24 protein-coding genes and 2 pseudogenes are annotated in these 24,647 nt (G+C 70.1%); 18 read left to right on the top strand and 8 right to left on the bottom strand.

Annotated elements, in window-relative coordinates; translation table 11 throughout:
• Positions 1 to 199: 199 nt before the first annotated feature.
• Positions 200 to 1,216, bottom strand: coding sequence for a GlxA family transcriptional regulator (locus PS467_RS01045; RefSeq protein WP_311033496.1), 1,017 nt, complete (start codon positions 1,214 to 1,216; stop codon positions 200 to 202).
• A 92-nt stretch (positions 1,217 to 1,308) separates the two neighbouring features.
• On the opposite strand from PS467_RS01045, the gene PS467_RS01050 reads away from it, so the two are divergent.
• The gene (locus tag PS467_RS01050) at positions 1,309 to 2,247 is read left to right on the top strand and encodes an alpha/beta hydrolase (protein WP_311033497.1); all 939 of its coding nucleotides are present in this window, start codon (positions 1,309 to 1,311) and stop codon (positions 2,245 to 2,247) included.
• A gap of 450 nt (positions 2,248 to 2,697) precedes the next feature.
• Here PS467_RS01050 and PS467_RS01055 read toward each other — a convergent pair whose 3' ends face one another.
• The gene (locus tag PS467_RS01055) at positions 2,698 to 3,405 is read right to left on the bottom strand and encodes a GntR family transcriptional regulator (protein ID WP_311033498.1); all 708 of its coding nucleotides are present in this window, start codon (positions 3,403 to 3,405) and stop codon (positions 2,698 to 2,700) included.
• A 119-nt stretch (positions 3,406 to 3,524) separates the two neighbouring features.
• On the opposite strand from PS467_RS01055, the gene PS467_RS01060 reads away from it, so the two are divergent.
• The 7 genes from PS467_RS01060 to PS467_RS01090 all read left to right on the top strand — a co-directional run bounded on the left by PS467_RS01060 (position 3,525) and on the right by PS467_RS01090 (position 12,162).
• On the top strand, positions 3,525 to 4,361 hold the full coding sequence (locus PS467_RS01060; RefSeq protein WP_311033499.1) for a fumarylacetoacetate hydrolase family protein: 837 nt from the start codon (positions 3,525 to 3,527) through the stop codon (positions 4,359 to 4,361).
• 14 nt (positions 4,362 to 4,375) lie between these two features.
• A complete protein-coding gene (locus PS467_RS01065; RefSeq protein WP_311033500.1) occupies positions 4,376 to 5,302 on the top strand; it encodes a VOC family protein in 927 nt (308 codons plus the stop codon).
• A 211-nt stretch (positions 5,303 to 5,513) separates the two neighbouring features.
• Positions 5,514 to 6,815 (top strand): MFS transporter, encoded by a 1,302-nt coding sequence (locus PS467_RS01070; RefSeq protein WP_311033501.1) that lies wholly within the window; start codon positions 5,514 to 5,516, stop codon positions 6,813 to 6,815.
• A gap of 11 nt (positions 6,816 to 6,826) precedes the next feature.
• Positions 6,827 to 8,314, top strand: coding sequence for a bifunctional 3-(3-hydroxy-phenyl)propionate/3-hydroxycinnamic acid hydroxylase (locus tag PS467_RS01075; protein ID WP_311033502.1), 1,488 nt, complete (start codon positions 6,827 to 6,829; stop codon positions 8,312 to 8,314).
• Entirely contained in the window at positions 8,311 to 9,153 is an 843-nt protein-coding gene (locus PS467_RS01080) for an SMP-30/gluconolactonase/LRE family protein (RefSeq protein WP_311033503.1), read from the top strand. Before PS467_RS01075 ends, PS467_RS01080 begins: the two co-directional genes overlap by 4 nt.
• Positions 9,150 to 11,147 carry an acetoacetate--CoA ligase gene (locus tag PS467_RS01085; protein WP_311033504.1) on the top strand — a complete coding sequence of 666 codons (1,998 nt, stop codon included), beginning with the start codon at positions 9,150 to 9,152 and terminating at the stop codon, positions 11,145 to 11,147. The genes PS467_RS01080 and PS467_RS01085 overlap by 4 nt, the downstream gene beginning before the upstream one ends.
• A 55-nt stretch (positions 11,148 to 11,202) precedes the next feature.
• Positions 11,203 to 12,162: an amidohydrolase family protein gene (locus PS467_RS01090; RefSeq protein WP_311033505.1), complete on the top strand. Its 960-nt coding sequence runs from the start codon at positions 11,203 to 11,205 to the stop codon at positions 12,160 to 12,162.
• A gap of 150 nt (positions 12,163 to 12,312) precedes the next feature.
• Here the strand turns inward: PS467_RS01090 and PS467_RS01095 are convergent, their stop codons facing one another.
• On the bottom strand, positions 12,313 to 12,978 hold the full coding sequence (locus PS467_RS01095; RefSeq protein ID WP_311033506.1) for a TetR/AcrR family transcriptional regulator: 666 nt from the start codon (positions 12,976 to 12,978) through the stop codon (positions 12,313 to 12,315).
• 135 nt (positions 12,979 to 13,113) lie between these two features.
• Between PS467_RS01095 and PS467_RS01100 the strand changes: the two genes are divergently transcribed.
• A complete protein-coding gene (locus PS467_RS01100; protein WP_311033507.1) occupies positions 13,114 to 13,725 on the top strand; it encodes an NAD(P)-dependent oxidoreductase in 612 nt (203 codons plus the stop codon).
• A 52-nt stretch (positions 13,726 to 13,777) separates the two neighbouring features.
• A pseudogene (locus tag PS467_RS41990) lies at positions 13,778 to 13,855 on the top strand (SDR family NAD(P)-dependent oxidoreductase); the annotation flags it as partial.
• Positions 13,856 to 13,902: 47 nt separating this feature from the next.
• Here the strand turns inward: PS467_RS41990 and PS467_RS01105 are convergent.
• Positions 13,903 to 14,550, bottom strand: coding sequence for a class I SAM-dependent DNA methyltransferase (locus tag PS467_RS01105; protein ID WP_311033508.1), 648 nt, complete (start codon positions 14,548 to 14,550; stop codon positions 13,903 to 13,905).
• A 335-nt stretch (positions 14,551 to 14,885) separates the two neighbouring features.
• On the opposite strand from PS467_RS01105, the gene PS467_RS01110 reads away from it, so the two are divergent.
• The gene (locus tag PS467_RS01110) at positions 14,886 to 15,392 is read left to right on the top strand and encodes a DinB family protein (RefSeq protein ID WP_311033509.1); all 507 of its coding nucleotides are present in this window, start codon (positions 14,886 to 14,888) and stop codon (positions 15,390 to 15,392) included.
• A 51-nt stretch (positions 15,393 to 15,443) separates the two neighbouring features.
• Here PS467_RS01110 and PS467_RS01115 read toward each other — a convergent pair.
• Positions 15,444 to 15,659 (bottom strand): annotated as a pseudogene (locus tag PS467_RS01115) (IS5/IS1182 family transposase); the annotation flags it as partial.
• Between the two features lie 121 nt (positions 15,660 to 15,780).
• Between PS467_RS01115 and PS467_RS01120 the strand changes: the two are divergent.
• Positions 15,781 to 16,863: a hypothetical protein gene (locus PS467_RS01120; RefSeq protein ID WP_311033510.1), complete on the top strand. Its 1,083-nt coding sequence runs from the start codon at positions 15,781 to 15,783 to the stop codon at positions 16,861 to 16,863.
• Positions 16,864 to 17,068: 205 nt separating this feature from the next.
• Here the strand turns inward: PS467_RS01120 and PS467_RS01125 are convergent, their stop codons facing one another.
• The gene (locus PS467_RS01125) at positions 17,069 to 18,046 is read right to left on the bottom strand and encodes an alpha/beta fold hydrolase (protein ID WP_311033511.1); all 978 of its coding nucleotides are present in this window, start codon (positions 18,044 to 18,046) and stop codon (positions 17,069 to 17,071) included.
• Here PS467_RS01125 and PS467_RS01130 point away from each other — a divergent pair.
• The 3 genes from PS467_RS01130 (at position 18,045) to PS467_RS01140 (ending at position 19,588) form a co-directional block, all read left to right on the top strand.
• On the top strand, positions 18,045 to 18,524 hold the full coding sequence (locus PS467_RS01130) for a MarR family winged helix-turn-helix transcriptional regulator (protein ID WP_268969514.1): 480 nt from the start codon (positions 18,045 to 18,047) through the stop codon (positions 18,522 to 18,524). The two genes, PS467_RS01125 and PS467_RS01130, sit on opposite strands and share 2 nt — an antisense overlap.
• A 14-nt stretch (positions 18,525 to 18,538) precedes the next feature.
• Entirely contained in the window at positions 18,539 to 18,766 is a 228-nt protein-coding gene (locus tag PS467_RS01135) for a hypothetical protein (protein WP_311033512.1), read from the top strand.
• Positions 18,767 to 18,967: 201 nt separating this feature from the next.
• Positions 18,968 to 19,588 carry an L-threonylcarbamoyladenylate synthase gene (locus tag PS467_RS01140; protein ID WP_311033513.1) on the top strand — a complete coding sequence of 207 codons (621 nt, stop codon included), beginning with the start codon at positions 18,968 to 18,970 and terminating at the stop codon, positions 19,586 to 19,588.
• 468 nt (positions 19,589 to 20,056) lie between these two features.
• Here PS467_RS01140 and PS467_RS01145 read toward each other — a convergent pair whose 3' ends face one another.
• Positions 20,057 to 20,869, bottom strand: coding sequence for a transthyretin-like family protein (locus PS467_RS01145; RefSeq protein ID WP_311033514.1), 813 nt, complete (start codon positions 20,867 to 20,869; stop codon positions 20,057 to 20,059).
• 490 nt (positions 20,870 to 21,359) lie between these two features.
• On the opposite strand from PS467_RS01145, the gene PS467_RS01150 reads away from it, so the two are divergent.
• The 3 genes from PS467_RS01150 to PS467_RS01160 all read left to right on the top strand — a co-directional run bounded on the left by PS467_RS01150 (position 21,360) and on the right by PS467_RS01160 (position 23,726).
• Complete coding sequence (locus tag PS467_RS01150) at positions 21,360 to 21,938, top strand: TetR/AcrR family transcriptional regulator (RefSeq protein WP_311033515.1); 579 nt, start codon at positions 21,360 to 21,362, stop codon at positions 21,936 to 21,938.
• Between the two features lie 79 nt (positions 21,939 to 22,017).
• Positions 22,018 to 22,899: an alpha/beta fold hydrolase gene (locus PS467_RS01155; protein WP_311039738.1), complete on the top strand. Its 882-nt coding sequence runs from the start codon at positions 22,018 to 22,020 to the stop codon at positions 22,897 to 22,899.
• A gap of 224 nt (positions 22,900 to 23,123) precedes the next feature.
• Positions 23,124 to 23,726, top strand: coding sequence for an ALF repeat-containing protein (locus PS467_RS01160; RefSeq protein WP_311033516.1), 603 nt, complete (start codon positions 23,124 to 23,126; stop codon positions 23,724 to 23,726).
• A gap of 458 nt (positions 23,727 to 24,184) precedes the next feature.
• On the opposite strand, the gene PS467_RS01165 is transcribed toward PS467_RS01160, so the two are convergent.
• Positions 24,185 to 24,616, bottom strand: coding sequence for a winged helix-turn-helix transcriptional regulator (locus PS467_RS01165; RefSeq protein WP_432280523.1), 432 nt, complete (start codon positions 24,614 to 24,616; stop codon positions 24,185 to 24,187).
• Positions 24,617 to 24,647 lie beyond the last annotated feature (31 nt).

Below are 24,647 nucleotides of genomic sequence, written 5' to 3' on the forward strand. Positions count from 1 at the left end.
CGAGGCCCGACCGGAACACCAGCACACCGCCCGCGCCCCGGCAGCCTCTCGGAGCAGCCGGTCCCCCGCGCTGAGCGGTATCACACGCCACACCATCGGACCCGCCAGTCTCCGGAGCGTACCCGTGGCAGGCTCGCCTTGAGTCGTTGCGGGGGCACATCCGCAACCGCAGCGCTCGAAGGTCACAGTTGCGGCCGGGTCAGGGGCGGGGCGATGTGCCGGCAGTGGTGGCCGAGCGGAATGCCTTCCGGTAGGCGGACGGGGTGGTGTCCAGGGTGGTGCGCATGTGCTGTCGCAGGTTCGTGCCGCTGCCCATGCCGGTCCGGGCGGCGATGTCGTCCACGGGCAGTTCTGTCGATTCCAGCAGGTGGCGTGCGTGTTTCAAGCGGACGGAGGCGAGCCATTCGGCCGGGGAGCAACCGGTCTCCTGCCGGAACCGCCTGGTGAAGGTCCGCACGCTCATGTGGCAGTGGGCCGCGAGCTCTTTGAGCGAGAGCTGTCTGCCCAGGTGCTCGGTCATCAGTGTCCGCGCTCGGGCTGTCGAGGTTCCGGCGTCCTCCGTGACGGGGCGATCGATGTACTGCGCCTGCCCTCCTTCCCTCATGGGCGCCACGACGTTGTACCGAGCCACTCGGTTCGCCACGGAGCTGCCGTGGTCCTCCCGGACCAGATGCAGGCACAGATCGATGGCCGCCGCGCCGCCGGCCGAGGTCAGGATCCCGCGGTCGGCGACGTACAGCGGATTGGTGTCCAGGTCAACGGACGGGAAGAGCCGCCTGAACTGCTCGGCGTAGCGCCAGTGTGTCGCGGCCCGGTATCCCTCCAGCAGGCCGGCGGCCGCGAGAACGAACGACCCGGTGCACAGGGACACCATCCGAGCGCGACGCCGGGCCGCACGCAACGCCTCCGCGACAGAGGAGTCCACCGTGCCGTCCTCGAGCACGTCCGGGCAGCGGGTACCGGCGACGATCACGGTGTCGGCGTGTTCCAGCAGGGACAGGTCGCCCTGGGGAGTGACGCCGTACCCGCTCACCGTCGGCACCGCGGAGCCGTCCGGTGTGACGGTCCGCACCTCGTAGGCCGCGCTCCCCGCGCGGGTTTCGACCGCGGCCAGCATCTGGGCCGGGATGCTCAGGTCGAAGCCCACCACCGGTGCGAGGGCGAGAACCGTCACGTGATGAGGAGCCGCAACTGCCATGGCCCAATAGTTGCACATGATGGCCCTCGGGCCACTTCTGTGGTGCTCGTGAGGGGCAGAGACTGAAGCCGGTTCCGCACTCCGACTACCTGAAAGGCGGCAGCCCGCCGATGTCCGTCCCTCCCGTCGATCCCGAGATCCACACGCTGCTCGACACCGCCGACACCGGGGTCTTCCCCGTACACGGCCTGGACACCGTCCTCGCCGACCCCGCGCGGTACGCGCTACTGCGGGACCTCCCCGACACCCCCGTTGACGAGCGGGTGAAGGTCCAGAACCTGTTCGTACCGGGTCCCGGAGGGCAGCTGCGGCTGCGCGTCTACCGGCCCGAAATCCACGAGGACCTGCCGATGATCCTCTACGTGCACGGCGGTGCCTTCACCTACGGTTCCCCCGAGGCCGAGGAGGAGCGCTCCCTGCGGTACGCCAGGGACGCGCGGGCCGTCGTCGTCTCCGTCGACTACCGCCTCGCGCCCGAGCATCCCTATCCGGCCGCGGCCGACGACGCCTACGCGGCCCTGACCTGGATCGCCGCCAACGCGGCGCAGATCGGCGGGGACCGGGAACGCATCGCCGTGGCGGGAGGAAGCGCCGGCGGGAACATCGCGGCCTCCACCGTGCTGCGCGCCCGCGACCTCGAAGGACCGCACGTGGTCTTCCAGTCGCTGACCTACCCGACCGTGGACGGCAGCGTGACGAGCGCCTCGGCGCGGGAGTTCACCGACACCCCCGTCCTCAACCGGGCCGCGCTGGAGCTGGCCTGGCGGTACTACGCGCAAGAGAGCCACCCCGCACCGTACGCCTCCCCCCTCCGCGCCGCCGACCTCGGCGGACTGCCGCCCACCTACATCGCCGTAGCGGAGGTCGACCCGCTGCGCGACGAAGGCCGCGACTACGCCGACCGCCTCAGCGCCGCCGGGGTCACCACCGAACTGGTCCAGGTCCCCGGCGCCGTGCACGGATACGACCTGCTGTTCCCGAACGCCCGGATCAGCGAGCGCAGCCTGGCGGACCAGGTACGCGCCCTGCGCGAAGCCCTCCACCCGTGACCGACCCCCGGCCACACCGGGTCACTCTCCGCCCGGGTACCCCTGCCTGTACGGGCGGGGGTACCCGGGCGGCGGCGTCCGGACGGGGGCTCCCCAGGCCGCCGGTAGTGCGGCGTGCCCAGACCCCGACAACCGCGCCAGGAGCCGGGCGTGGACCCCGACCAGCGGGACATCGGCGCACGCGGCCCGCTCAGAACACCGGCCGCGTCCCCACGAACCCATGGCTCACCACGCGTGGCCGGCACCGCCTGGTAGCTGCCCGCCCAGCGCATCAGCCCCCCACCGAACCGTCCGCGGCGGCCGGAGACACGGTGGTGGCCCGGTTCACGCGACGTACCTCACCACGGTTCTGCCCCCAGCACCCGGGGCGAGGGAGGCGATCGCCCTCAGCAGGAAGGTCGGCAGGTCAGCCGGCCGGTGCGCCGGGCTCCCGTACTCCGGGCCCGGTCCTCACGCGGAGGAGGGGCCGCGGCGCTGCTCGCTTTCCTCCTCGCGCCGCCCGTAGGCGTCGAGCAGCAGGTGCGTGGTGCTGTTGATGTGCCGGCTGAGCGCCTCGGCGACGCCGGATACGTCCCGTTCGATGGCGCGATCGCAGATGGTCTTGTGTTCTGCCGCGATATCGCGGTCGCTGTGCTCGGTCGGTGTGCGGGCCCAGCAGCGGTAGACCTCCGCCACCTCGCGCAGCTGTGTGGCGATGTCCCGCAGCTGCCGGTTGGGGCATCCCTCCAGCAGGACGCGGTGGAAGCGGGCGTGGGCGTTCAGCCAGCGTTCGTTGATTTCGCCGGCGTCGTCGAGGAAGGGAACGCGGGCGAGGTGGTGGTGTGCGGCGAGCAGATCGGATTCCCATTCGATGGTGCCGGCGGTGACGGACTCCCGGACGAGGTGGGTCTCGATGAACACGCGGGCCTCGGTCAGCTCCTCCAGGCGCTCGGGTGAGACGGTGACGACCCGGAACCCCTGCTGCGGCGCGAAGGTCGCCAGTCCCTGGCCGACCAGCCGGGGCAGCGCCTCCCGCAGCACCCCGCTGCTGGCGCCGTACGTCTCCTTCAACGCCTCCACGCGCAGACGTGAACCGGGTTCGTGCCGTCCGTTGAGGATGTCCGCGCGCAGCCGCTGGTAGATCTCCTCGGCACGTGTCATGGAGCTGGTAGTCGCCATGTCGCAGATTCTAGCGCGCCTAGATATTTTCAAAAAATCTCGAGATTTCATTGACGTGTCGACTGAGGGGGGCGTTGACTCCAGTCATCCAGAAACAGGAAGACCGGAGGCGGCGCGCTATGCGGACGACGACCAGAGCAGGACGGATGTGCCTGGTGACCGGAGAGGCGGTGATCGATGTCGAGCAGGCCAGTGCGGGCCGGTTCCCGGCTGATCCGCTGACCGTGTTCGAGGAGTGGGACGCGTTCCGGTCCTGGGCCGCCGGACTGGAGCCCACGGGTGTCCAGCCGCCGGCGGGGCCGGACGGCGGTGTCTCGCCGACACCGCGGCAGGTGTTCGCGATCGGGCTGAACTACCGCGACCATGCCGAGGAAGCCGGCCTGGCGTTGCCCGAGTCCCCGTCGGTCTTCACCAAGTTCGCCACGGCCCTCACCGGCCCGGACACGCGGCTGCGGCTGCCCGGCGGCCGCGTCGACTGGGAAGCCGAGTTGGTGGTGGTGATGGGGCGCCGGGCGGAGCACGTCGCGCCCAAGGACGCCTGGTCCTACGTGGCCGGGCTGACCGTGGGCCAGGACTACTCCGAGCGCGGGGTGCAGTCCGTGGGCCCCGTGCCGCAGTTCTCGCTCGGCAAGTCCTTCCCCGGATTCGCGCCGACCGGCCCGGTGCTGGTCACCCCCGACGAGTTCGCCGATCCGGACGATCTGGCGATCGAGTGCCTCGTCAACGGGGAGAGCGTCCAGAAGTCCCGGACCTCTTCGATGGTCTTCCCCGTCCCGGAACTGATCGCCCGGCTGTCCGCGGTGTGCCCGCTGCTGCCGGGCGACCTGATCTTCACCGGCACCCCCTCAGGCGTCGGACACGCCCGCACCCCCCAGCGCTACCTGCGGCCGGGAGACGAGGTCGTCACCCGTATCGAGGGCATCGGACAGCTCCGGCAGACCTGCGTCGCCGCCTGAGAGGAGGGCACCCCATGGCATTGCACAGGCTTCAGTCACTCACCGTCGGAGTGCCGGATGTGGCCGGGGCGGCCGACTACTACGCCGACTTCGGACTCGAGCAGGTGGCACCCGGGAGGTTCGCCACCGTCGAGGGCGGTGAGCAGTTCTTCCTCGAGCACTCCCCCACCCGGCGGCTGCTGGGGATGGCGGTCGCCGCCGACGACGGCGACGACCTGGACCGGATCGCCGCGAACCTGGACCGGCTCCACCTGCCGTGCGAACGCGACGCCGGCACCCTGCGCACCAGGGAACCCATCGCCGGTATCTCGGTCGAGGTCCGTGTCGCACCCCGGCTGACCCGGGCCACCGTCGCGGCCACCCCGTACAACGGCCCCGGACGCCCGGACCGCGCCGGCACCCGGGCGCCCGTACTCTCCCGCACCGGCCCGGTCCGGCCCCTGGCCCTGGGCCACGTCGTCATCGGCTCGGTGGAGCAGGAGTCGACCCAGCGGTTCTTCACCGACGGGCTCGGCTTCAAGGTCAGCGACGTCGTCCCCGGCACGGCCGCGTTCCTGCGCTGCTCCACCGACCACCACAACGTCCTGGTGCAGCAGGCGCCGCTGAACTTCCTGCACCACACCTCGTGGCAGGTGACGGATGTCGACGAGGTGGGCCGGGGCGCCACGCGCATGCTCGCCGAGCACCCGGAACGCCATGTGTGGGGACTCGGCCGCCACCACATCGGGTCGAACTTCTTCTGGTACCTGAAGGACCCGGCCGGCAACTTCAGCGAGTACTACGCCGACATGGACTGCATCGTCGACGACCAGCTGTGGACGCCGCGCTCGTTCGAGGGCATGCAGGCGCTCTACACCTGGGGGCCTCCGCCCCCGCCGTCGTTCCTCGCCCCCGAGGACTTGGCCGCGCTGATGACCGGCGCCCACACGGCCAACGTCTGAGGGTCCCCGACACCGTGCAGATGCGGCGAGGCACACGGCCCCGCCGCACCGGACACGGCCGCCCTGCCCGCTCCACCCGGATGAGGCCCACACCGCCCCTCCCCCAGCCGATGCGCCGTCGGCACACCGCACAGAGGTACCTCCGCCCTCTCCCGCAGCGCCGCGGTCACTGGCCGCGACGGGTGAGAGCGCCAAGATCGGAGTCGGAACATTGAGCACACCAGCGTTCGCCCGCCGGGGCGGCCGATCGTCCCCGGGGGGTTCGTCGCCGGCCGGCACCGCGCTGGCCGTCGGCCTGGCCGTGATGACACTGGAGGGTTTCGACCTTGTCGCCTTCGGCGCGACGACACCCCTGCTGCTGGACTACCGTCCCTGGCACCTCTCCGTCGCCTTCGTCGGCCTGCTCGGCAGCCTCACCCCCATCGGCATGCTCATCGGCTCCTTGCTGGTCGGCCAGTTCACCGACCGGTTCGGCCGGCGCCGCACGACGCTGATCAGTATCGGGGTGGTCAGCGCCGGGATGTTCGCCTGCGCCGTGGCCCCGATTCCGCCGCTGTTCGGCGCGGGCCGATTCGTCGTCGGGCTCGGTGTCGGTGCGATCTATCCGGCGATGAGCCCACTGATCTTCGAACTCGCCCCGGCCCGACGGAAGAACCTGTTCTCGGGGATCGTGCAGTGCGGGACCGCCGTCGGCGGTTCGTTCGCGGCCCTTGTCGCCAATACCGCGCTGACCGGGCGCAGCTTTCATCTGGAGTACCTGGTCGGCGGCATCGCCGGTCTGCTTCTGCTGCCCATGGCCTTCGCCTGGCTGCCCGAGTCCGCGGAGTACCACCGGGCGGTCAGCGCGTCGGCCCCGGTCCCTGACAGCCGCGGTGGGTGGCTCGTGCTCAAGCCGCCCTACCTCGGCACCACCGTGATGTTCTGCGCCATGGCGGCCCTGTCGTTCCTGCTCATCTTCGGCGTGAACACCTGGCTGCCGCAGCTGATGCAGACCGCGGACTATCCGTTGCAGGACTCACAGACCTTCCTCGTCCTGCTGAACCTCGGCGCCACCGTCGGCGGGCTCGCCATGGCGCTGCTGGCCGACCGTGCCGGATCACGCGGGCCGATCACGGCCTGTTTCCTCCTCGGAGCCGCTGCGATCATCGCCATGAGCGCCCGGCTTCCGCTGCCGGTGCTCTACGCCATCGTGGTCATCGGCGGCTGCGGCGCGGTCGGGGTCCAGGGACTGATCAACGTGTACATCGCGCGTTCCTACCCGGTGACCATGAGGGCCGGCGCGGTGGGCGTCGCGCTCGGTGTGGGCCGCCTCGGCGCCATCGCCGGCCCGACGCTCGGCGGCTGGATCCTCGCGGCCGGCCTCCAACCCCGGTGGAACTTCGTCTCCTTCGCCGTCCCCGCCGTCCTCGGTGCGGTCCTCACCCTGGCCGCCGGCGGACGAGCACTCCTCCATCAGGGCCGTTCCGCTCCTTCGCCGCGCGCCAAGGAGCCGACGGCCGGACACACACCTTGAGAAAGCACATCATGAACACCTACGACGTCGCCGTCGTCGGCTGCGGCCCGGTGGGGCTGACCCTCGCACGGCTGCTGGCGATGAAGGGTCTGCGGGTCGCCGCCATCGATCCCAACCGGCTCGTCTGCCATCATCCGCGCGCCACCCATCTCGACGACGAGATCATGCGCCTGCTGCAGACCCTCGGCGCGCAGGACATGGAACAACGGTTCCTGCGCCAGACCGCCTGGACACTGCACCGGGAGGACGGGCAGCCCTTCCTCCAGCAGACGCTGTCCGAGGAGGAGTCGGACCAGGGGTGGCGCACCGACTACCAGTTCCACCAGCCGGACTTCGAGTCGCGGCTGCGGGGCCTGCTCGCGGCCGACGCGAACGTGGACCTCTGGTTCGGCTGGACGGTCAGCGCGATCGAGCAGACGGACACAGCGGTGCGGCTGACGCTGCTCGACCGGTCGACCGGAGCCGAAACCACTCTCACGGCCGGCTACGCCGTCGGCTCGGACGGCGCCAACTCCTTCGTCCGGCAGGCGATGAACGCCGAGGTCGAGGACCTCCACGGCACTCAGCGCTCCCTCATCATCGACGTCCACCCCTTCGAACACCCCGCACAGCTCCCAGCGGACAGCGGATTCATCCTGTGCCGGGGGAAGCGGCCGGTGACCTACCTGCCGATCTTCCCGCCGATGCTCCGCTTCGAGTTCATGCTGCTCGACGAGGACGACGCCGCACAGCTGGAACAACCGCGGTCGGTGTACGGCCTGCTGGGCCGCTGGCTGGAACCGGGCAGCTACCGGATCATGCGCACCGACACCTACCAGTGGCACGCCCGGCTCGTGCACGGCTGGCGGTCCGGCCGCCTGCTGCTCGCCGGCGACGCCGCCCACCAGATGCCGCCCATGCTCGGCCAGGGCATGTGCTCCGGGATGCGCGACGCCGCGAACCTGGCGTGGAAGCTCGCCGCCGTCGTGAAGGGCGAGAGCCCCTCAGCGCTGCTCGATACCTACGAAAGTGAGCGCGCCCCGCACGTGCGCCCCTACATCGAGGAATCCGCCCGGCAGTCCAATCTGATCGAAGCGCTCGGTACGGGCGCGGTTCCCGAGCCGAACGGAACGCAGACGGTCAAGAGGTTCCGGCCGCCGCTGGCACCGGGCCTGGTCGCCCAGCCCGGCGCCGCCACCGGACAGCTGAGCCCGCAGCCGCGCGGTGTGAACGGGGAGCGGCTGGACGATGTGAGCGGTTACGGCTTCACCGTTGTGGGGAGCCCGGAGGTGACCTCCGCCGTGTCCGAGGAGGTGCGGCAGATGTGGCATCGGCTCGGCGTGGTGGTCGTCCCGGAGACCGGACCGGCCGTCGACCGCTGGCTGGCCGCCCACTCGGCGGCCGCGGCGATCATCCGTCCGGACCGTTACACCTTCGCGCTGGCCGCCGACACCGCGGAACTGGAGCAGGCCACCCGCGACCTGGCGCGGACGGCATCGATACAGGAGGTGGGCGTGTGAAGACGTACGCGGCCGGGATGAGGTGGGGGGAAGGTCCCCGCTGGCAGCGCGGTGCGCTGTGGCTGTCCGACACGCAGGGCGGGAAGCTGTGGACCGACCACGACGGTCCCTGGCGGGGCATCCCGCTGGACGCGGTCCCCAACGGCCTGTGGTTCCTGCCGGACGGGCGGCTGGTCGGCGCCATGATGCATGAGCGGCGCATCGGCGTGTGGACCGGTGAGCGGTTCGCCCCCTACGCGGACCTGAGCGCGGTGGCCACCGGTCCGCTCGGCGACATGGTCGGCGACCCGCACGGCAACCTGTACGTGGACGATGTCGGCTTCGCCGCGCACGCCGGTGAGCCGCCGAGGCCGGGCCGGCTGGTGCGCGTCGCCGCGGACGGATCGGTAGGCGTGGCCGCCGAAGACGTCGAGTTCCCCAATGGCCTGGCCTTCGTCGACGACGGCCGCACCCTGCTCGTCGCCGAGACCACCCGGCAACGGCTGACCGCCTTCACCGTCGCCGACGACGGGACGCTGACCAACCGGCGCACCTACGCCGACCTCGCCCACCTGGTCGGCGGTGATGCCCGGCCGGACGGGATCTGGGCGACACGGGACGGCGTCTGGGTGGCCACCACGACCGGGCACACCCTCGCCCTGGTCCGGGAGAACGAGCTGGTCACCTCGGTGGACACCGGGAGGCTGCTGCCGATCGCGTGCTGCGGCGACGGCGGGAACCGGCTGTTCGTCACCCTCGCCGACACCCAGGGCCTCCCGCTGGGCGAGGCCATGGCCGCGAAGGCGGTGCGCACGACGGTCGCGCTGCTGGAGACCACGAAGGCGGGGAACGCCGGGTGAGCACACAGCGGCCGGACTGGACCCCGACACCACAGGCCGTCGAGCGCGCCCGGATCACCGACTTCGCGCGGTTCGCCGCGCGGCGCGCCGGATCGGACCTGAGCGGTGACTACCACGCGCTGTGGGCGTGGTCGGTCGACGACGTGAACGGCTTCTGGGCCGCGGTGTGGGACTACTTCCGCCTGCCCGAGCGCCCGGCGGGGCCCGCGCTCGCGGCCGAGGCGCTGCCGGGAAGCGTGTGGTTTCCCGGCAGCACGCTGAACTACACGGCCGAAGTCTTCCGCGACCGGACCGGCACCGACACCGCCGTCATCACGGTGACCGAGGACACCGGCCCGGTGGCCATCACCTGGGATGAACTGCGCCGTGACGTCGCCTCACTCGCGCAGGCGCTCACCGAACTCGGCGTGCGCAGGGGTGACCGGGTGGTGGGATACCTGCCCAACGGCGCGCAGGCCATCGTGGCCTTCCTCGCCACCGCGAGCCTGGGCGCGACCTGGGCGGTGTGCGGGCAGGACTACACCGCCGCCGCGGCCGAGGCGCGGTTCGCCCAGCTCCGCCCGACCGTGCTGATCGCCGCGACCGACTGCCGCCACGGCGGGAAGCACATCGACCGCCGCGCCGATGTGCAGGCCCTGCGCGACGCACTGCCGACCCTCACGGCGACCATCGTGGTGGGAGACGGGACACCGGCGGTGCCCGGTGCCCTCCCGTGGTCCGCGCTCACCGCGCACGACGCCGAACTGGCCCCCGTACCCGTCCCGTTCGACCATCCGCTGTGGGTCGTGTTCTCCTCGGGCACGACGGGACGGCCGAAGGGCATCGTGCACGGGCACGGCGGAGTCGTGCTCGAGCAGCTCAAGAACCTGGGCCTGCACCTGGGCCTGCGCGCCGGGGACCGCTTGCTGTGGCACACCACACCGAGCTGGATGATGTGGAACGTCCTGGTGGCCGGCCTGCTGCTGGGCGCCACAGCCGTCTGTTACGAGGGCAGCCCGACGTATCCCGCCACCGACGCGCTCTGGCGGCTCGCGGCCCGCCTGGAGGTGAACGTCCTGGGCACCAGCCCCGGCTACCTGGCGGCCTGCCGCACGGCCGGTGTGCGGCTCGCCGACCACCACCCGGCCTCGCTCGAGCGCCTGGGGGTCACCGGCTCGGCGTTCCCCGCCGACCTGCAGCACTGGGTCGCCGGCGAGCTCGGGCCCCGGACGCAGGTGGTGTGCACCAGCGGCGGCACCGACGTGGTCACCGCGTTCCTCGGCGCCGCACCCACCACACCGGTCCGGGCCGGTGAGCTGTCCGCCCCCTGCCTGGGCGTGGCCGTGGAAGCGTTCGGCCCGGACGGCAGGCCGGTGCGGGGCGAGGTGGGAGAGCTGGTGGTGCTCCGGCCGATGCCGTCGATGCCGCTGTACTTCTGGGACGATCCGGACGGCTCGCGCTACCGCGGCGCCTACTTCGACGTCTACCCCGGGGTATGGCGGCACGGTGACTGGATCACCATCACCGGCCACGGCTCGGTGATCATGCACGGCCGGTCCGACGCGACGCTGAACCGCCACGGCGTACGCATGGGAAGCAGCGACATCTACGGCCCGGTGGAGCGGCTCGAGGAGATCGCGGAAGCCCTCGTCGTCGGGGTCGAGCAGGACGGCGGCGGCTACTGGATGCCGCTGTTCGTCACCACCACCGACGGCACCGACCTCGATGACGCGCTGCGCGAGAAGATCCGCGACGCCATACGCCACGGCGCTTCCCCCCGCCACGTCCCCGACGAGATCATCCAGGCCCCCGGCATACCGCACACCCGCACCGGCAAGAAACTCGAAGTTCCCGTGAAACGTCTGCTGCGCGGAGACCCCCCGCACACCGTGGCCGACCCCGGCAGCGTCGACCGACCCGAGCTCATCGACTGGTACGCCCGTACCGGCGCCGCCCACCGCATGCGCAACGGCCCCGCTGCCGGCTCCGTTACGCCCCGGTCGCCGAACGGCTGACCGCGCGGCGCCGCCCCCGCCAACACACAAGGACACCTGCCGAAGGAGCCCTGCCATGACCTACATCGCGCTGGAAGAAGCGTTCATCATCCCGGAGCTGTTCGCGCGCCAGCCCTCGACACCCCAGAAGATCCGGGTCAGCGACCAGTACGCCAAGGACTGCTGGCGCCGCCTGGCCGACTTCGAGGAGCACCGTCTTCCCGAGATGGACGCGCACGGCATCGACATCCAGGTCCTGTCGCTGAGCGTCCCCGGCATCCAGGCCGACACCGACGCCGGCGCCGTCGACAACGCCCGGTTCGCCAACGACCACCTGGCCCGGACCATCGCCCGCCACCCGACCCGCTTCATGGGGTTCGCCGCCCTGCCCCTACAGGACCCCGCCGCCGCCGTGACCGAGCTCGAACGCTGCGTGGAGCAGCTCGGCTTCCGGGGAGCGCTGGTCAACGACCACACGCAGGGCCGGTACCTGGACGATCGCGCGTACGGGGAGCTGTGGAGCGCACTGGAGGAGCTGCGTGTGCCGTTGTACCTCCACCCCGGCTCACTGCCCCAGGACGACTGGCACGTGATGCGCGGGCGGCCCGAGATGTACGGGGCCAGCTGGAGTTGGCAGGCGGAAACCGGCGGCCACGCCATGCGGCTGATCTATGGCGGAGTGTTCGACCGGCACCCCGGTGCGACCCTGATCCTCGGGCACCTCGGCGAATTCCTGCCGTTCCAGCGCTCCCGCTTCGACTCGCGCTACCGCTCGCTCCAGGTCGACGCGCCGCTTGAGCGGATGCCGTCACAGTATTTCGGGAGCAACATCCTGATCACCACGAGCGGGGTACTGGCCCCGGAGGCCGTGCAGGCCGCCGTGCTGACCATCGGGGCCGACGCGGTCATGTTCGCGATCGACTACCCGTACGAGTCCACCGCCGAAGCGGTGGCCTCGATCGAGAAGTGCGACCTTTCGCCCGAGGTGAAGGAGAAGATCGCCCATCTCAACGCCCGGCGCGTGCTGGGCATCTGACCAGCGCGAAACGGTCGCGCCAGGGCCGGGTGGGACGCATGGCCGCCCCACCGGTCACCGGTGCGGCGCCAGGTCCGCCCTCAGAGGCGGAAACCGGCTGGGCAGGCCCGTGCCGCAGCCCTGCGCGCCTCGAAGACCGGCAGGCTCGCATCACCCCTGGCACTGGGTCAGCAGGGCCGCGATCTCGGCCGCCGGCCGGCCGGTGTGCACACTGATCAGATCGGTGATCAGGTCGTCCAAGGGCGGCCAGGCGATGGCGCCGTGGTCGTTGTAGAGGCTGACCAGACCGTGCAGGGCGGTCCAGAGCATGAGTCCGGCCTGCCACCGCTGATCCGCCGCGGACCGCTTCCGCTCCCCGGTGGCCGCGGCCGCCAAGGAGGCGACGACGGCGCCGAGCAGCTCGGCCCCGGCACCGTGGGCCGCGCCAGGGACGAGGTCGGCAGGCATCCGGCCGCCGAAGAGGGTGCGGTAGTGGCCGGGCTGGTCGACTCCCCAGCGCACGTAGGCCGCGCACCGGGCGACGAGGTCGGCCAGTGGGCTCGCGGTGGGCTGCGCGGCCTCGTCCATCAGCCGGGCCAGTTCCTCATAGCGCAGCCGCAGCACGTGCTGGATCAGTGCGCTCAGGTCGGGGAAGTGGCTGTAGATACTGGCCGGCGCCACGCCGACCTCACGCGCGACCTGCCGGAGCGTCAGCGTCTCCGGTTGATCGAGGGTGGCCAGCAGCTTGGCCGCGGCGTCCACGAGCTGGGCCTTGAGCACCTGTCCCTGCCCGCGCGGATTACGGCGCCGGGGAGCGGACCGCTCCTGAGGCGACACCTTCGCCCCCCTTCCGACCAGTGTGAATGGCTCAGCGACAGATGTTCACCCTACAGGTAGCTCGCCCTTTGACATTGCTAACCAACGGTTGTTTACTCAAGTCACCAACAGTTGTTCAGTTAAGGAACGATGATCATGCGCATCGCAGTACTCGGAGCCTCGGGCCGCACCGGCGGCACGCTCGTCGACCAGGCGCTGGAGCGCGGACACGAGGTCGTGGCCCTGGTCCGCACACCGGCCAAGGTCACCGTGCCCGCGCCGCGTCAGGTCGAGATCCGGCAGACCGACGTCACCGCCCCGCAGAGCTTTCCCGACCTGACCGACGTCGACGTGGCCATCTCGGCCATCGGCATCGGCAAGGGCGACGGCCCAGGCGCGCTGGTCGCCGGGGCCAGGAGGCTCGCCGCGGCGAACGTCCGCACAGTGTGGCTCGGAGCACTGGGCTCGGGCGTGTCGAGCCGGTCCGGCGGGCTGATCTACGCGGGGGTGATGCGGATGTTCGTCGGCTCGGAACTGGCCGAGAAGGCCGAGGCCGACGACATCGCCCTGAACGCCGGCGCCACGGTGTTCCACGCCCCGGACGTCACGGACGGCCCCCTCAGCCCCACCCGCCGCACCGTGCCGCTGGCGGAGCTGCGGCGACCGCTGCTGCCGCCCAGGATCTCCCGCACCACGCTGGCCGCGCTGCTGCTGGACGAGGCGGAGACGGGCAAGCACGGCAACGGCATCGTCGTACCCCTCAGCTGACCGCCGGCCGGCGGGGAGGCATGAGTTCGAGCGCGTGGTCCACGTCAACCTGGCCGGGGCCTTGCTCTGCTCGGACGCCGCGTCCTACGTCACCGGGATCGCCCTGTCGGTCGACGGCGGGCGGCGGGCATGGGGGTTGTCACGGTCGAGGAGCACCGGCGACCTCGGGACCGAGGTCTACGCCTTGCGGGCGAGGAGCTGGACCTCTTGGAACTGCCGCTGGTCGGTGGGCTTCGGCTCGATCACCGTACGGGCTGCCTCAGCCAATCCGTGCTCACGCAGGAGCGCGGCGAGACGGTCGGGGCACCAGCGGTAGGCCGTTGTCACCGCATGGTCGTAGGCCTGCGTCTCCTGGTGGGGGCCGTCGGTGGCGGGGAAGCCGATCAACAGGTGCCCGCCGGGAGCCAGGACCCGGGCGATCTCGGCCAGGACGACGGGAACGTCCTGCGGCGGGGTGTGGATGACGGACCACCGCGAGAGCACCCCGCCCAGCGTGCCGTCCTCGATGTCCAGCGCGGCCATCGAGCCGACCTCGAACCGCAGTCCGGGGTTCGCCTCGCGAGCGAGTTCGACCATCACCGGGGAGGCGTCGACGCCGAAGGCGTTCAGGCCCAGCCCGCGCAAGTGAGCTGTGACGTACCCCGGCCCGCAGCCGAGGTCCGCGACCTCGCCGTCGCCGTCCGCCCGCACCAGCTCCGCGAAGGCGCTCAGCAGGGCCCGCTCCAGGGGACGGTCGCGCAAGGAGTCGTTGAACAGCTGGGCGTAGGTGTGTGCGATGGCGTCGTAGGACTCACGGGTGGCACGCAAGGTCTGAAGTTCGGTCACCCGGAGACCGTAGCGGGTGGAGGGCGCATGCGCTTCAAGAACGTCTGCCGGAGGGCCTGCCGGCCGGTCACACCGGAGCCAGTTGGCGAGGGAAGCCGCGGTGACGGTATCGGGGACCGCGACCGCATCGCCGGGGCCACATCGGGTGCCGCCGACGCCCGAGTCCCCCCTGATCGCCGCGCCGCCAGTTCCGGCGCTCCTCCGAGGTCCGGTCAGCCAAAGGTTGTCCCGCGACCGACCTCCGGGTCTCAACAGCACCGGGGATAGCTGGGCGTTGGTACCAGGCTCTTGGCACGAGGGTGGCCTGCGGGAGGGGCCCTTGCCATCATCGTTTGGTGACCAATGACCAGCGCATACCCCCCTCGAAGGTGGCCGACGACCGTGCGTCGCTCACCTCGTTCCTCGACTACCAGCGGGCCACCCTGGCCATGAAGTGCCAGGGGCTGACCGGCGAGCAGCTGAAACAGAAGGCGATCCCGACCTCAGAGCTCACACTTTTGGGCCTGGTACGCCACGCGGCCTCCGTCGAGCGAAGCTGGTTCCGCTTCGCTCTGAACGCCGAGGACGTCAGGTCGCTTTGGCCTGGCGAGGTCGACGGCACGTTCGCCGATTTCCACGTCGAGGACGCCGACGTGGACGAGGCGTTCGGAGTCTGGCGCGAGGAGTGCGTCCGTGCCCGCGCAGTCGCTTCTTCCTTCGCTTCCCTCGACGACACCGTCAACTGCGGCGGCGTGACCATCTCGCTCCGCTACGTCCTCACCCACATGATCGAGGAGTATGCGCGGCACAACGGCCACGCCGACCTACTGCGCGAAGCGATAGACGGAGCCGTCGGCGAGTAAGCGCTGTCCAGTAAATGATCACTTGCGTGCTGGATGACCTGCGCGGTAGTTCGTTCCGCCGACGATGTCCTTCGGGCCGGACAGTTTCCACGCCTTGCAGTCGTTGCGGTTGCCGGACAGTGGCCGGCCCACAGCAACAACGAGCCGGGTGTCGGCCTCGATGACGACCCGGTGGTGGGTGGAGTACCGGTAGTTCTTCGACTGCTCGGCGACGGTGTGTTCACGGGTGGGGACCAGGGCGCCGTCCACGACCAGCACGGCAGCCTTACGAACCATTTTGCGTGCGGCCGCTCACGATCACGAGTCCCGTGGCTTCGTTAGTGGTCGCTAACCGCTCCCGATAGGCTCTGCTGTCATCACAAGCGCGGATCTCGGGGGATGGACGTTGATGAAGGCGGAGCGGCACCACATCGGCCTGTTCAAAGCCATCGAGCACCTGTTCGCGCTGTGGCTACCGCGATGGCGCCTGGCGGTCGTCTGCGGCGAAGCCCCGCCGTCCTGCGAGGAAGAGTGGACCGCCGCGCCCTCCCTGGCCAAGGTGTCGGACTACGGGGCGTTCCCGTTGACGTTCGGTGGCCCTGACGGGCGGCGCCATCCGGTGGCTGTCGAGCGGTTCGACATCGAAGACCCGGACGAGACGTCCGCCGGCCCCCTGCACGCCTCTTGGGGCCTGCCGGACGCCGGTGCGGAGCAGGCGTTCGCGTTGCTCATCGAGGCATTGGAGTCGGGATCCGACGGCCTGGACCGGCGAGGCCGGGCGCTCGCCGGATACCTGGCCGGTTGCCTGGCGGCAGACGGTACGGACCTGCTGCGGATCACGGTGGCCGCCGAGCCGTGCGGCCCCGCGCTGGACGATGAGCTGCACCTGCTGGTGCGCTCTGGCAAGAGGACAACGCGTCTGGCACTGGCCCCCGCTGCGGTCGCCCCGGCCGCGAACGATGCGTCCGAGTACCAGATCGCCTGCGTCACGGCACTGCTCAGCGAATTCCTGTGGATCAACAACACCGACGCGGTGACCTTCGAGGTGACCTTCGGAACCCATGACATCGACCTCGACGTCGTCGACCCCGACACCGCCTTCCGCGCGGGCTGGGCCGGAGACGAACACTGGCTCATCGCAGAGGAGAGCGACCAGGAAACCGATGACGTCCTGTGGGCGCTGGACGCCGCCTCCCTGAAAGCCGCGCTGACAGAGTCCGAGCTGAACATGGTCGCAGTGGCTCGGGCCCAGACCCTGGTGTGGGAGTTCGATTCCACAACGCCCGAGATCCCCGGCGATGAGCTCGTCTCCTGGCTCGCTCGCGAGCTCTTCGAGACGATCGTCACCGAGATCACCGGGTCGCCCGGAGTCCCACCCGTTCTCGCCTACGCCAAGAACTTTCCCCTGGAATCGGTCCTGGACGGCGAGGGGCATTCCTGCCTCCTCCTGGTCGGGGCACAACGCACCGCCCTCATCCACATCAGCGGCTAGTACGGCGACTGCATCGGTTTGCCGGGTTGGCCAGGCTGCGGCTGCGAGGAGGCGTCCGCCCCAGCGGAGGGCTTCCTCGCTGCGGATGCGGACGCGTTCCTTGCGCTGGGAGGTGGGGTCAGGGCCGACCGGTCCGAGACCGGCAGATCGAGCAGCTGACCGGCAGAAGCCTGCGGGACCCGCGGGGCAGCAGGGCGTCGGACGGTCAGGCTGTGTCGATGCGTCCGGTGAAGTCGAGGATGGCCTTCGCCAGTTCGGCTGGAGCCTCCATGGCGGCGTAATGGCCGACGCCGTCGAGGGTCACCGAGCTGACCTGGCTCGCCGCGGCGTTGGTCATGGTGGCGAGGGTGAAGGGGCCTCCGCCGGCTCCGACCGCGAGTACGGGCACGATCAAGCCCGGAGTGTCGGCCAGGGCTTTGATCTCGGAGCCCTCGCGCAGCATCGACTGGTAGAGGCCGATCGCTCCGCGCCAGCCATCGGGCCGCGCGTAGGCGCGGGCGAACTCGTCGATGTCGGCGTCAGTGATCGCTCCCGGGGTCGCGCTCATGGCCGGGAAGGCGAACTGTCCCAGGAATTCGCGCTCGCGGCCGGCCAGCAGCAACTCGGGGATGCCGGGCGCGGCGAGAACGCCGATGTGCCAGGTGCCGCCGTGGGTGATGTCGGCCAGCGCCTCCAGGCCGAACCCGGGCAGTCCCATCTCGATCGCGGTGAGGCTGAGCACGTCCTGCGGGTGGTTGGTCGCGAGGCGGAAGACGCTCGCCCCGCTGATGTCCTGTCCGGTGAGGTGGACCGGGCCGATGTCGAGGTGTTCGATCAGACGGTGCAGGTCTTCGGCCGAGGTGGCGCTGTCGTACGCGCCCGGTGCGTTGTCGGAGTCGCCGAAGCCGCGCAGATCGACGGCGAAGACGCGGTGGTGCTCCGCGAGCAGCGGGATGAGTTTGTGGAAAGCCCACCATGTCTCGGGGAATCCGTGGACCAGCAGGATCGGGGTTCCACTGGTTCCCGCCGCCACGTAGTGCAGCGTGGTCCCGTTGACCTCGACGTGGTGGTGGGTGATTCCCTCAAGCGTGGCCCCGGCTGGTGTGGTGCTCATCGCTACGCCCCTCAGTTCGACAACCTGGTTGTCGGAACAGTAGGCAACCTGGTTGTCGATGTCCAGCCGGTTGCCGTACCCTCCTGCCATGTCTCGCTCCGGCGCCGATCTCGCGCTGCTTCTGCTGGAAGGCTTCCGCTCACTGGTGGACGCCGCGGTCGACGAGCTGGCCCGGCGCGGCTACGAGGATGTGCGCCCCGTCCACGACTTCGCCATGCGCGCCATCGCCGCGGGCGCCGACAACGCCTCCGAGCTCGGCCGCCGCATGTCGGTCTCCAAGCAGGCGGCGGCGAAGACGATCGCGGTGCTACAGGAGCGCGGATACGTGACCCGCGACACGGATCCCCTCGACGCCCGCCGTAAGCGCATCCAGGTCACCGACCTGGGTTTCGACGTACTGCGCCAAGGTGAGGCGGTCTTCGACGAGTTGCGCGACCGATGGGAACGGCAGATCGGCGCCGCCGAGCTCGAGAGCCTGGAGGCGCACCTTTCAGCGCTGGTCGGCACTTCGGCCATCCGCTTCGACACACCCGGCTGGATGGCGCGCGACCTCGGCGAGCCGGCCTAGAAAGCACCGTCCGCATGGCCGGCCCGCATCTGGACCGGCGTCGAGCGGCGTCCGCTTCCGGCACGGTCGACAACGCAGGCTGCGGTCTCCTCACGCTCAACCAGGACCCCGCTTCCGAACCTCGCGCCAGCGCGGACGAGGGCGACGAGGTGGGCTCCGGTGATTGCGCGCCGGCGAGCCTGGGCGGGCAGGGCCGCGACCTCGACGGACTTACGGCGGTGGTCACCGTGCGGGGCCGGTGATGGCCGTTACCGACCACCAGGCGACGCCAGGCCGCGTCCGTCTCCGGCACGCCTGGTGCCCTGGCTCGGCTGATCCATCCAGCGTGTCCACCGCTCAGGGGAGCCTGCAAAGACTCTTCGCGCCACCGCCTGTGCACCGATGTACCCGTCGGCGGTCCGGACCGCCTGAGCAGTCCCGCCCTGATCACGTAAGCTCGATAGATGGCGAAGTATTTCGACGTGCACCCCGATAACCCTCAGCAGCGCATCATCAGCAATGTGACGGACAGGATCCGCTCCGGCGCGCTCGTCGCCTATCCGACGGACTCCTGCTTCGCGCTCGGGTGCCAGCTGGGCAATCGTGAGGGCATGGACCGGATCCGGTCGATCCGGAATCTTGACGAGCGGCACCACTTCACTCTGGTGTGCCAGGACTTCGCGCAGCTGGGTCAGTTCGTGCACATCGACAAAGACGTGTTCCGTGCGGTCAAAGCAGCGACGCCCGGCAGCTACACCTTCATCCTTCCCGCCACGAAGGAAGTGCCGCGCCGACTCCTGCACCCGAAGAAAAAGACAGTCGGAGTCCGCATTCCGGACCATGTCATCACCCAGGCCTTGCTCGCTGACCTCGGTGAGCCACTCCTTTCCAGCACCCTGCTCCTCCCCGGCGAGGACGAGCCGATGACGCAGGGCTGGGAGATCAAGGAACAGCTCGACCACGTGGTTGATGTCGTGGTCGACTCAGGTGACTGCGGAACCGAGCCCACCACGGTCATCGACTTCTCCGGCGGCGAAGCAGAGATCGTACGCCGAGGGGCAGGCGACACAGCACGGTTCGAATAGCCGCGCCGATGGCATCACCACGTGTCCGGAGGTAAGCGCAGGCGCCGTGGCGGGCCAGGGAGGCGCAGGTCGGCACCTGCCGGCCCTGTGTGCGCACCTGTTGGGGGCCGGCCACCGGACTTCCTCACCATCAGCAGCGACCACCTGATGCGGCCCGAGGACCGGACTCGCACCAAGCCGCCCAGATCCCCAATGAGCGCGCCAAAGCATCGAGCAGCTCTTCACCGACACCGACCGCGGCCTCCGCTGTCCAGCCAGATGAACCGCGCATGGACCGGTCACAGGCCGGATGCGCCTCCCGCGCCCAGGATGCGCATCCCAACTCGCCTCCGCCCTGACCGAGCGGCCCCGCAGCCTCGCAGGGCGCGCACCAGCGCAAGGGGCGCCCCCGCTGGCGCGGGGGAAGGTGACCCGTCGCCGGGACGCACGGGCTCCTTTCCCTCGGGCCCGAACCCCCCGTCCGGAGAGCTACGTGCGAGGGAGCAAGGTGTTGGTGATCGGGAGCGGCTGGTCCGCGCCCGCCACGTACAGGTCCGTCGGAGCCGTACGCAGCTCGAACGTGTCGTCCTCGCGCGAGACGCGCACGGACAGCACGAAGAAGCCGTCGTCCTCGGCGGTGGTCTTCACGTGGTACTCCTGCTCCCAGTAGGTCTGGAGGAAGACCTCGGTGCCCCCGGGCTCGACCCCTTTGGGGAGGGTGACCTTGCCCTGGACGGTGAGGATGTCGCCCGCCTTCACCTTGTTCTTGTTGACCCGGTAACTGACGGAGCTGGACTTGGCGTTGGCGGCCACGGTGGCGTCCGTGTAGTAGCCGTCCTGCGGGGTGTTGAGGTCGCCGTCCTCGTCGTAGAAGGCCGTGATCTGCACCCCGTGCTGGACGTTGAGCAGGCTGCTGCCGGTCACGTGGTCGATGTCGACGTCGGGGATGGTGAACTTCCCGTTGGCGTCGGTGACCGGCGTGCCCAGGTCGCGCGGCTCGTAGTAGGTGGGGTCGATCGGGTCGCCCCACGGATTCCAGGTGGTGAAGCGAACGACCTCCTGGACGGTGACGGGGATGTTGGGCGCCGGGGTGCCGTCGGCCTTGGTGACGGTGCCGGTGACGTCGACGTTGCGGTTGTCGTAGTCGGTGCTGGTCGGGTTGGTGCTCACGGTCAGCGTGTAGGCGTCGCCGGGAGAGGCGTCCGAGGACTTCGCTGAGGCAGCGGGCGCGGACAGGGCGCCTGCGGTGAGCAGGAGCGCGGCGGTGGCGGCAAGCCGCGTCGGCAGGGGCTTCCTGGGCACGGGTCAACTCCAACTTCGGTGGGCACTGGAGGAGTCGCGCCGGGCGGCACCGGTTCCGCCGCGGCGCAGGTGTGCGACGCACCAGCTTCGACCGGCGGGGCGGGGCGGGAGTTGTCCCCCGTGCGGTCGCTGTTACGCGGCTGTGGCAGGAGACGGGTTTGTCCGGGTTGCGGGTTCACCTGGACGTCGACCGAAGGCCACCCCGCATTGCGCTGCTGGCCCGGTTGGCGGCCTGGCCCCGTTTCTCCGGGATGACGCCTCACTCCCTGAGCGGCACATACTGCCGCACCTCCCAGAAACCCGCACGCGATGCCGGATCGACCGCGGCGCTCCGTACGGGTTTCCTGCTCCAGCGGCCCCGGGCATGGCCTGCGCCCGCTGCGCGACCCGGACACCGACGAGTAGGTGTGGGGCCGGCCCGCGAGTCAGCGCGTGATCAGGCCGGCGCCTCTTTCTTGAACGAGCGATCCAGTTAGGTTACGGTGGGGCCATGGCAAGGACCCGGGAGTTCGATACCGAGGCGGCCGTGAGCCGCGCCATGGAACTGTTCTGGACGCGCGGCTACGAGGCGACCTCGGTGCGCGACCTGACCCAGCACCTGGGGATCGGGCAGGGGTCCCTGTACGCCGCGTTCGGCGACAAGGATGGCCTGTACCGGGCCGCGCTGGAGCACTACCGCACCACCCTCGCGGCGGACGCCCTGCGCAGTCTGGAGGAGGGGGCGGACGCCCGCGCGGCGATCCGTGCGCTGCTGACGGGGCGGATCCGCATCGCCGTCAGCAGCGGCGGCCAGGGCTGTCTGGCCGTCAACGCCGTCTGCGAGCGGCTGCCTCGGGACGCGGCGACCCGGCGCATCGTGCGCGACATGCAGGACGCGAGCCGGGAGGCGTTGACCGAGGTGCTGCGGGTCGCGATGGAGCGGGGCGAGATCGCGGCCCGGCACGACCCGCACACGGTCGCCGCGTTCCTGGTCACCTTCCTCAACGGGCTGCTGGTCTCCTCGAAGATCACACCGGACGCGCCCGCTCTCGAACCCCTCGTGGAGGTCGCGCTGTCCGCTCTCGACTGAGTGGTCCCGCGGCCTCGGCCGGTCCTTTCTCATGCCCCGAATCTGTAACGCTCGATAAAGAAAAGGAAGCATCCACGTGATGATGTACGACCACACCACAACGCCCCTGCGCACCGGCCGTGCCGCCGTCAACGGAACGAGTCTGCACTACCGGACGGCCGGGTCCGGCCCCGCCGTGGTGCTGCTGCACGGCGTGCCCAAGACCGGCTACCACTGGCGCCACCTCGTCCCGAAGCTGACGCCCCACCACACCGTCGTCGTGCCCGACCTGCGCGGTCTCGGCGACTCCGCCCGCCCCGCGGACGGCTACGACTCCGCGACGATGAGCGACGACATCGCCGAACTGATGGCCCGCCTCGGACACGAGACCTACGCCGTGATCGGCGAGGACTGGGGAGCGGTGATCGGCTACCAGCTCGCCGCCCGCCACCGCGACCACGCCACCGCCCTGGTCTTCGCCGAGGCCCTGTTCCCCGGCTTCGGCTTCGAGGACCACACGGCCCTCACCCCCGAGAACGTCTCCAGTGGCATGCACCTGTGGCACCTGGGCTTCTACTTCCAGCCCGACGTTCCCGAGATGCTGATCGCCGGGCACGAACGCGAACTGATCACCTACATGATCAAGAACGAGCGCAGCCACCCCGACACCGCCACCCCCGACGCGATCGAGGAGTACGTGCGCTGCTACTCCATGCCCGGCGGCATCCGCGCGATGCTCGCCGTCTACCGGGCGATGCTCACCGACGCCGGACAGAACCGGCAGGCCGCACAGCAGAAGCTGGACATCCCGGTCCTGGCGCTCGGCGGCTCCGCCTTCATCGGCGAACGCAACGAGTCCCAGGCACGGCTCGTGGCCCACCACGTCACCGGACACGTCTTCGACGCGGGCCACGACCTCGCGGAGGAAGTACCCGACGAGATGGCCGACGTCGTCCTGCCGTTCCTGGCAGCGCACCGGTAGCCGACGTCCGTCCGCCGGGGCCGGAAGGCCCCGGCGCACGGAACCGGTCACCGTCGGCATGCAGATCGAATCTGCGCGGTCAGAAGTCGCTGCCGTGACCGACTACCGCACCGGGCAGGCACGCACAGGTGCGCTTTTTCGAATTACCGGATTTCTGATGCGGTTTTGGCACGCATGGGTGATCATCAGCTCATCTGAAGTCCCTTCACGGAAGGCTTTCCTTTATGAGACCGATGCGTGCCGCTCTGCTCGTCGTGGCCACCGCCCTGACACCAGCCCTCCTCTTCACCGCCCCGGCGTTTGCCAGCGATTCGGCCGCCTCGGCCACCACCACTGCCGTGGCGGCCACCTCCGGCACCCCGGTGGACGAGATGTCGGAGGACGAACTGCGTGCCGCGATCGCCGACATCCTGGCCGACGAGGACAGCGGCAAGGGGGTCATCAGAGAGGCCAATGAGGCCCTCAACGGCACCGTGGACGACATGCGGACCTTCTTGAAGACGGGCTATCGGCTGGCCCAAGCCGAGGACGACCGGGTCGCCATCGCCCACATCCTGTACGTCGCAACACAGAACAACGACAAGCGGGTCATCGAGGAGGCCAACAAGCTCCTCGACAGCAACTCTCCTGAGGAGATGCGTGCCTGGCTGGAGACGGGCTATCGGCTGGCCCAGGCCGAGGACGACGCCGTCTACATCGTTCGCATGCTCGCGGACCCGAACATCAGCGATGCCCTCCGCGCCGCCGTCAACGCGGCCCTCGACGACGGCTCCCCAGAGACCCTGCGCTACTTCCGTGAGGTAGGGCAGTACGAGGTGGACGGCTAGGCCAAGCGAGGGCCCTGCTACCCGACGCGGCCCGCGGTAATCCGGTCAATGGCTCGGTGGCGGCCGCCACCACAGACCGCGTGGACGTCCGGTCCGCCGGTCCGCTGTCCGACGTTGTCACGCTTGCAGCGGGACACGGACCTTCTCGGCGGACTGGGCCATCACGGGCGTGAGTAGTTGAGGTACAGGAAATCCCGGTGAGATCGATCTTGCCGGGGTTGCCTACTTGGGGGATCTCCGAGGTAAGCAAACGGGCCCGGTGAGCGGCTCGACTCGTGCTCATCCCGGTGCTGCGGGTCCTGCGCGTCCGGCGCCGCGGACCCGGTCGCCCACGCCGCGTGCCCGGACCGGGCGCGCGGTGACATAGCCTGCTCCAGCCGCGACAACCGCGGCCACCTCCGCCGTCGGGGCGTCAAGGCGACCATCGCCGCGATCGTCATCCGGCTCCGCGACACCGTTCAGGAGCCGTCAGACACACCCTGACGCTTTTCGGTGCGGCCGTCGTACTCCTCACGGGCGGCGAGGACTTCTTCGATGTGCCGCACCGACCACTGCGTGAGCGCCCTCAGGGGACCTCGCAGCGTCTGGCCGAGCGGGGTCAACTCGTACTCCACGCGGGCCGGCACCTCGGGGTAGACGGTCCGCAGGACCAGTCCGTCGCGTTCGAGGGTGCGCAGCGTCTGGGTGAGCATCTTCTCGCTCACTCCCGCGAGCCGCTGGCGCAGTTGGGTGAACCGGCACGCCCCGTGCCTGCCGAGTTCGCCCAGCACGAGAACCGCCCATTTGCTGCCGATCTGGTCGAGGAGGTCACGCGAGGGGCAGCCACGCGCGTACGGGTCCCATGACGGTATGGGCTCGGTCACATTCTCGGCGGTCGTCACACTGCTCACCTCGATACTTTCTTCCGGGTTGCCACCTTAC

Origin of the sequence: Streptomyces luomodiensis, from assembly GCF_031679605.1 — a bacterium.
GTDB lineage: Bacteria > Actinomycetota > Actinomycetes > Streptomycetales > Streptomycetaceae > Streptomyces > Streptomyces luomodiensis.

Excerpts from the sequence above, each read along its gene's own strand:
- PS467_RS01075 (WP_311033502.1), top strand. The coding sequence starts at position 6,827 with ATGAACACCTACGACGTCGCCGTCGTCGGCTGCGGCCCGGTGGGGCTG.
- PS467_RS01055 (WP_311033498.1), bottom strand. The coding sequence starts at position 3,405 with ATGGCGACTACCAGCTCCATGACACGTGCCGAGGAGATCTACCAGCGG.
- PS467_RS01045 (WP_311033496.1), bottom strand. The coding sequence starts at position 1,216 with ATGTGCAACTATTGGGCCATGGCAGTTGCGGCTCCTCATCACGTGACG.
- PS467_RS01060 (WP_311033499.1), top strand. The coding sequence starts at position 3,525 with ATGCGGACGACGACCAGAGCAGGACGGATGTGCCTGGTGACCGGAGAG.
- PS467_RS01155 (WP_311039738.1), top strand. The coding sequence starts at position 22,018 with ATGATGTACGACCACACCACAACGCCCCTGCGCACCGGCCGTGCCGCC.
- PS467_RS01090 (WP_311033505.1), top strand. The coding sequence starts at position 11,203 with ATGACCTACATCGCGCTGGAAGAAGCGTTCATCATCCCGGAGCTGTTC.
- PS467_RS01130 (WP_268969514.1), top strand. The coding sequence starts at position 18,045 with ATGTCTCGCTCCGGCGCCGATCTCGCGCTGCTTCTGCTGGAAGGCTTC.
- PS467_RS01150 (WP_311033515.1), top strand. The coding sequence starts at position 21,360 with ATGGCAAGGACCCGGGAGTTCGATACCGAGGCGGCCGTGAGCCGCGCC.
- PS467_RS01125 (WP_311033511.1), bottom strand. The coding sequence starts at position 18,046 with ATGGCAGGAGGGTACGGCAACCGGCTGGACATCGACAACCAGGTTGCC.
- PS467_RS01160 (WP_311033516.1), top strand. The coding sequence starts at position 23,124 with ATGAGACCGATGCGTGCCGCTCTGCTCGTCGTGGCCACCGCCCTGACA.
- PS467_RS01050 (WP_311033497.1), top strand. The coding sequence starts at position 1,309 with ATGTCCGTCCCTCCCGTCGATCCCGAGATCCACACGCTGCTCGACACC.
- PS467_RS01135 (WP_311033512.1), top strand. The coding sequence starts at position 18,539 with ATGGCCGGCCCGCATCTGGACCGGCGTCGAGCGGCGTCCGCTTCCGGC.
- PS467_RS01100 (WP_311033507.1), top strand. The coding sequence starts at position 13,114 with ATGCGCATCGCAGTACTCGGAGCCTCGGGCCGCACCGGCGGCACGCTC.
- PS467_RS01065 (WP_311033500.1), top strand. The coding sequence starts at position 4,376 with ATGGCATTGCACAGGCTTCAGTCACTCACCGTCGGAGTGCCGGATGTG.
- PS467_RS01140 (WP_311033513.1), top strand. The coding sequence starts at position 18,968 with ATGGCGAAGTATTTCGACGTGCACCCCGATAACCCTCAGCAGCGCATC.
- PS467_RS01120 (WP_311033510.1), top strand. The coding sequence starts at position 15,781 with ATGAAGGCGGAGCGGCACCACATCGGCCTGTTCAAAGCCATCGAGCAC.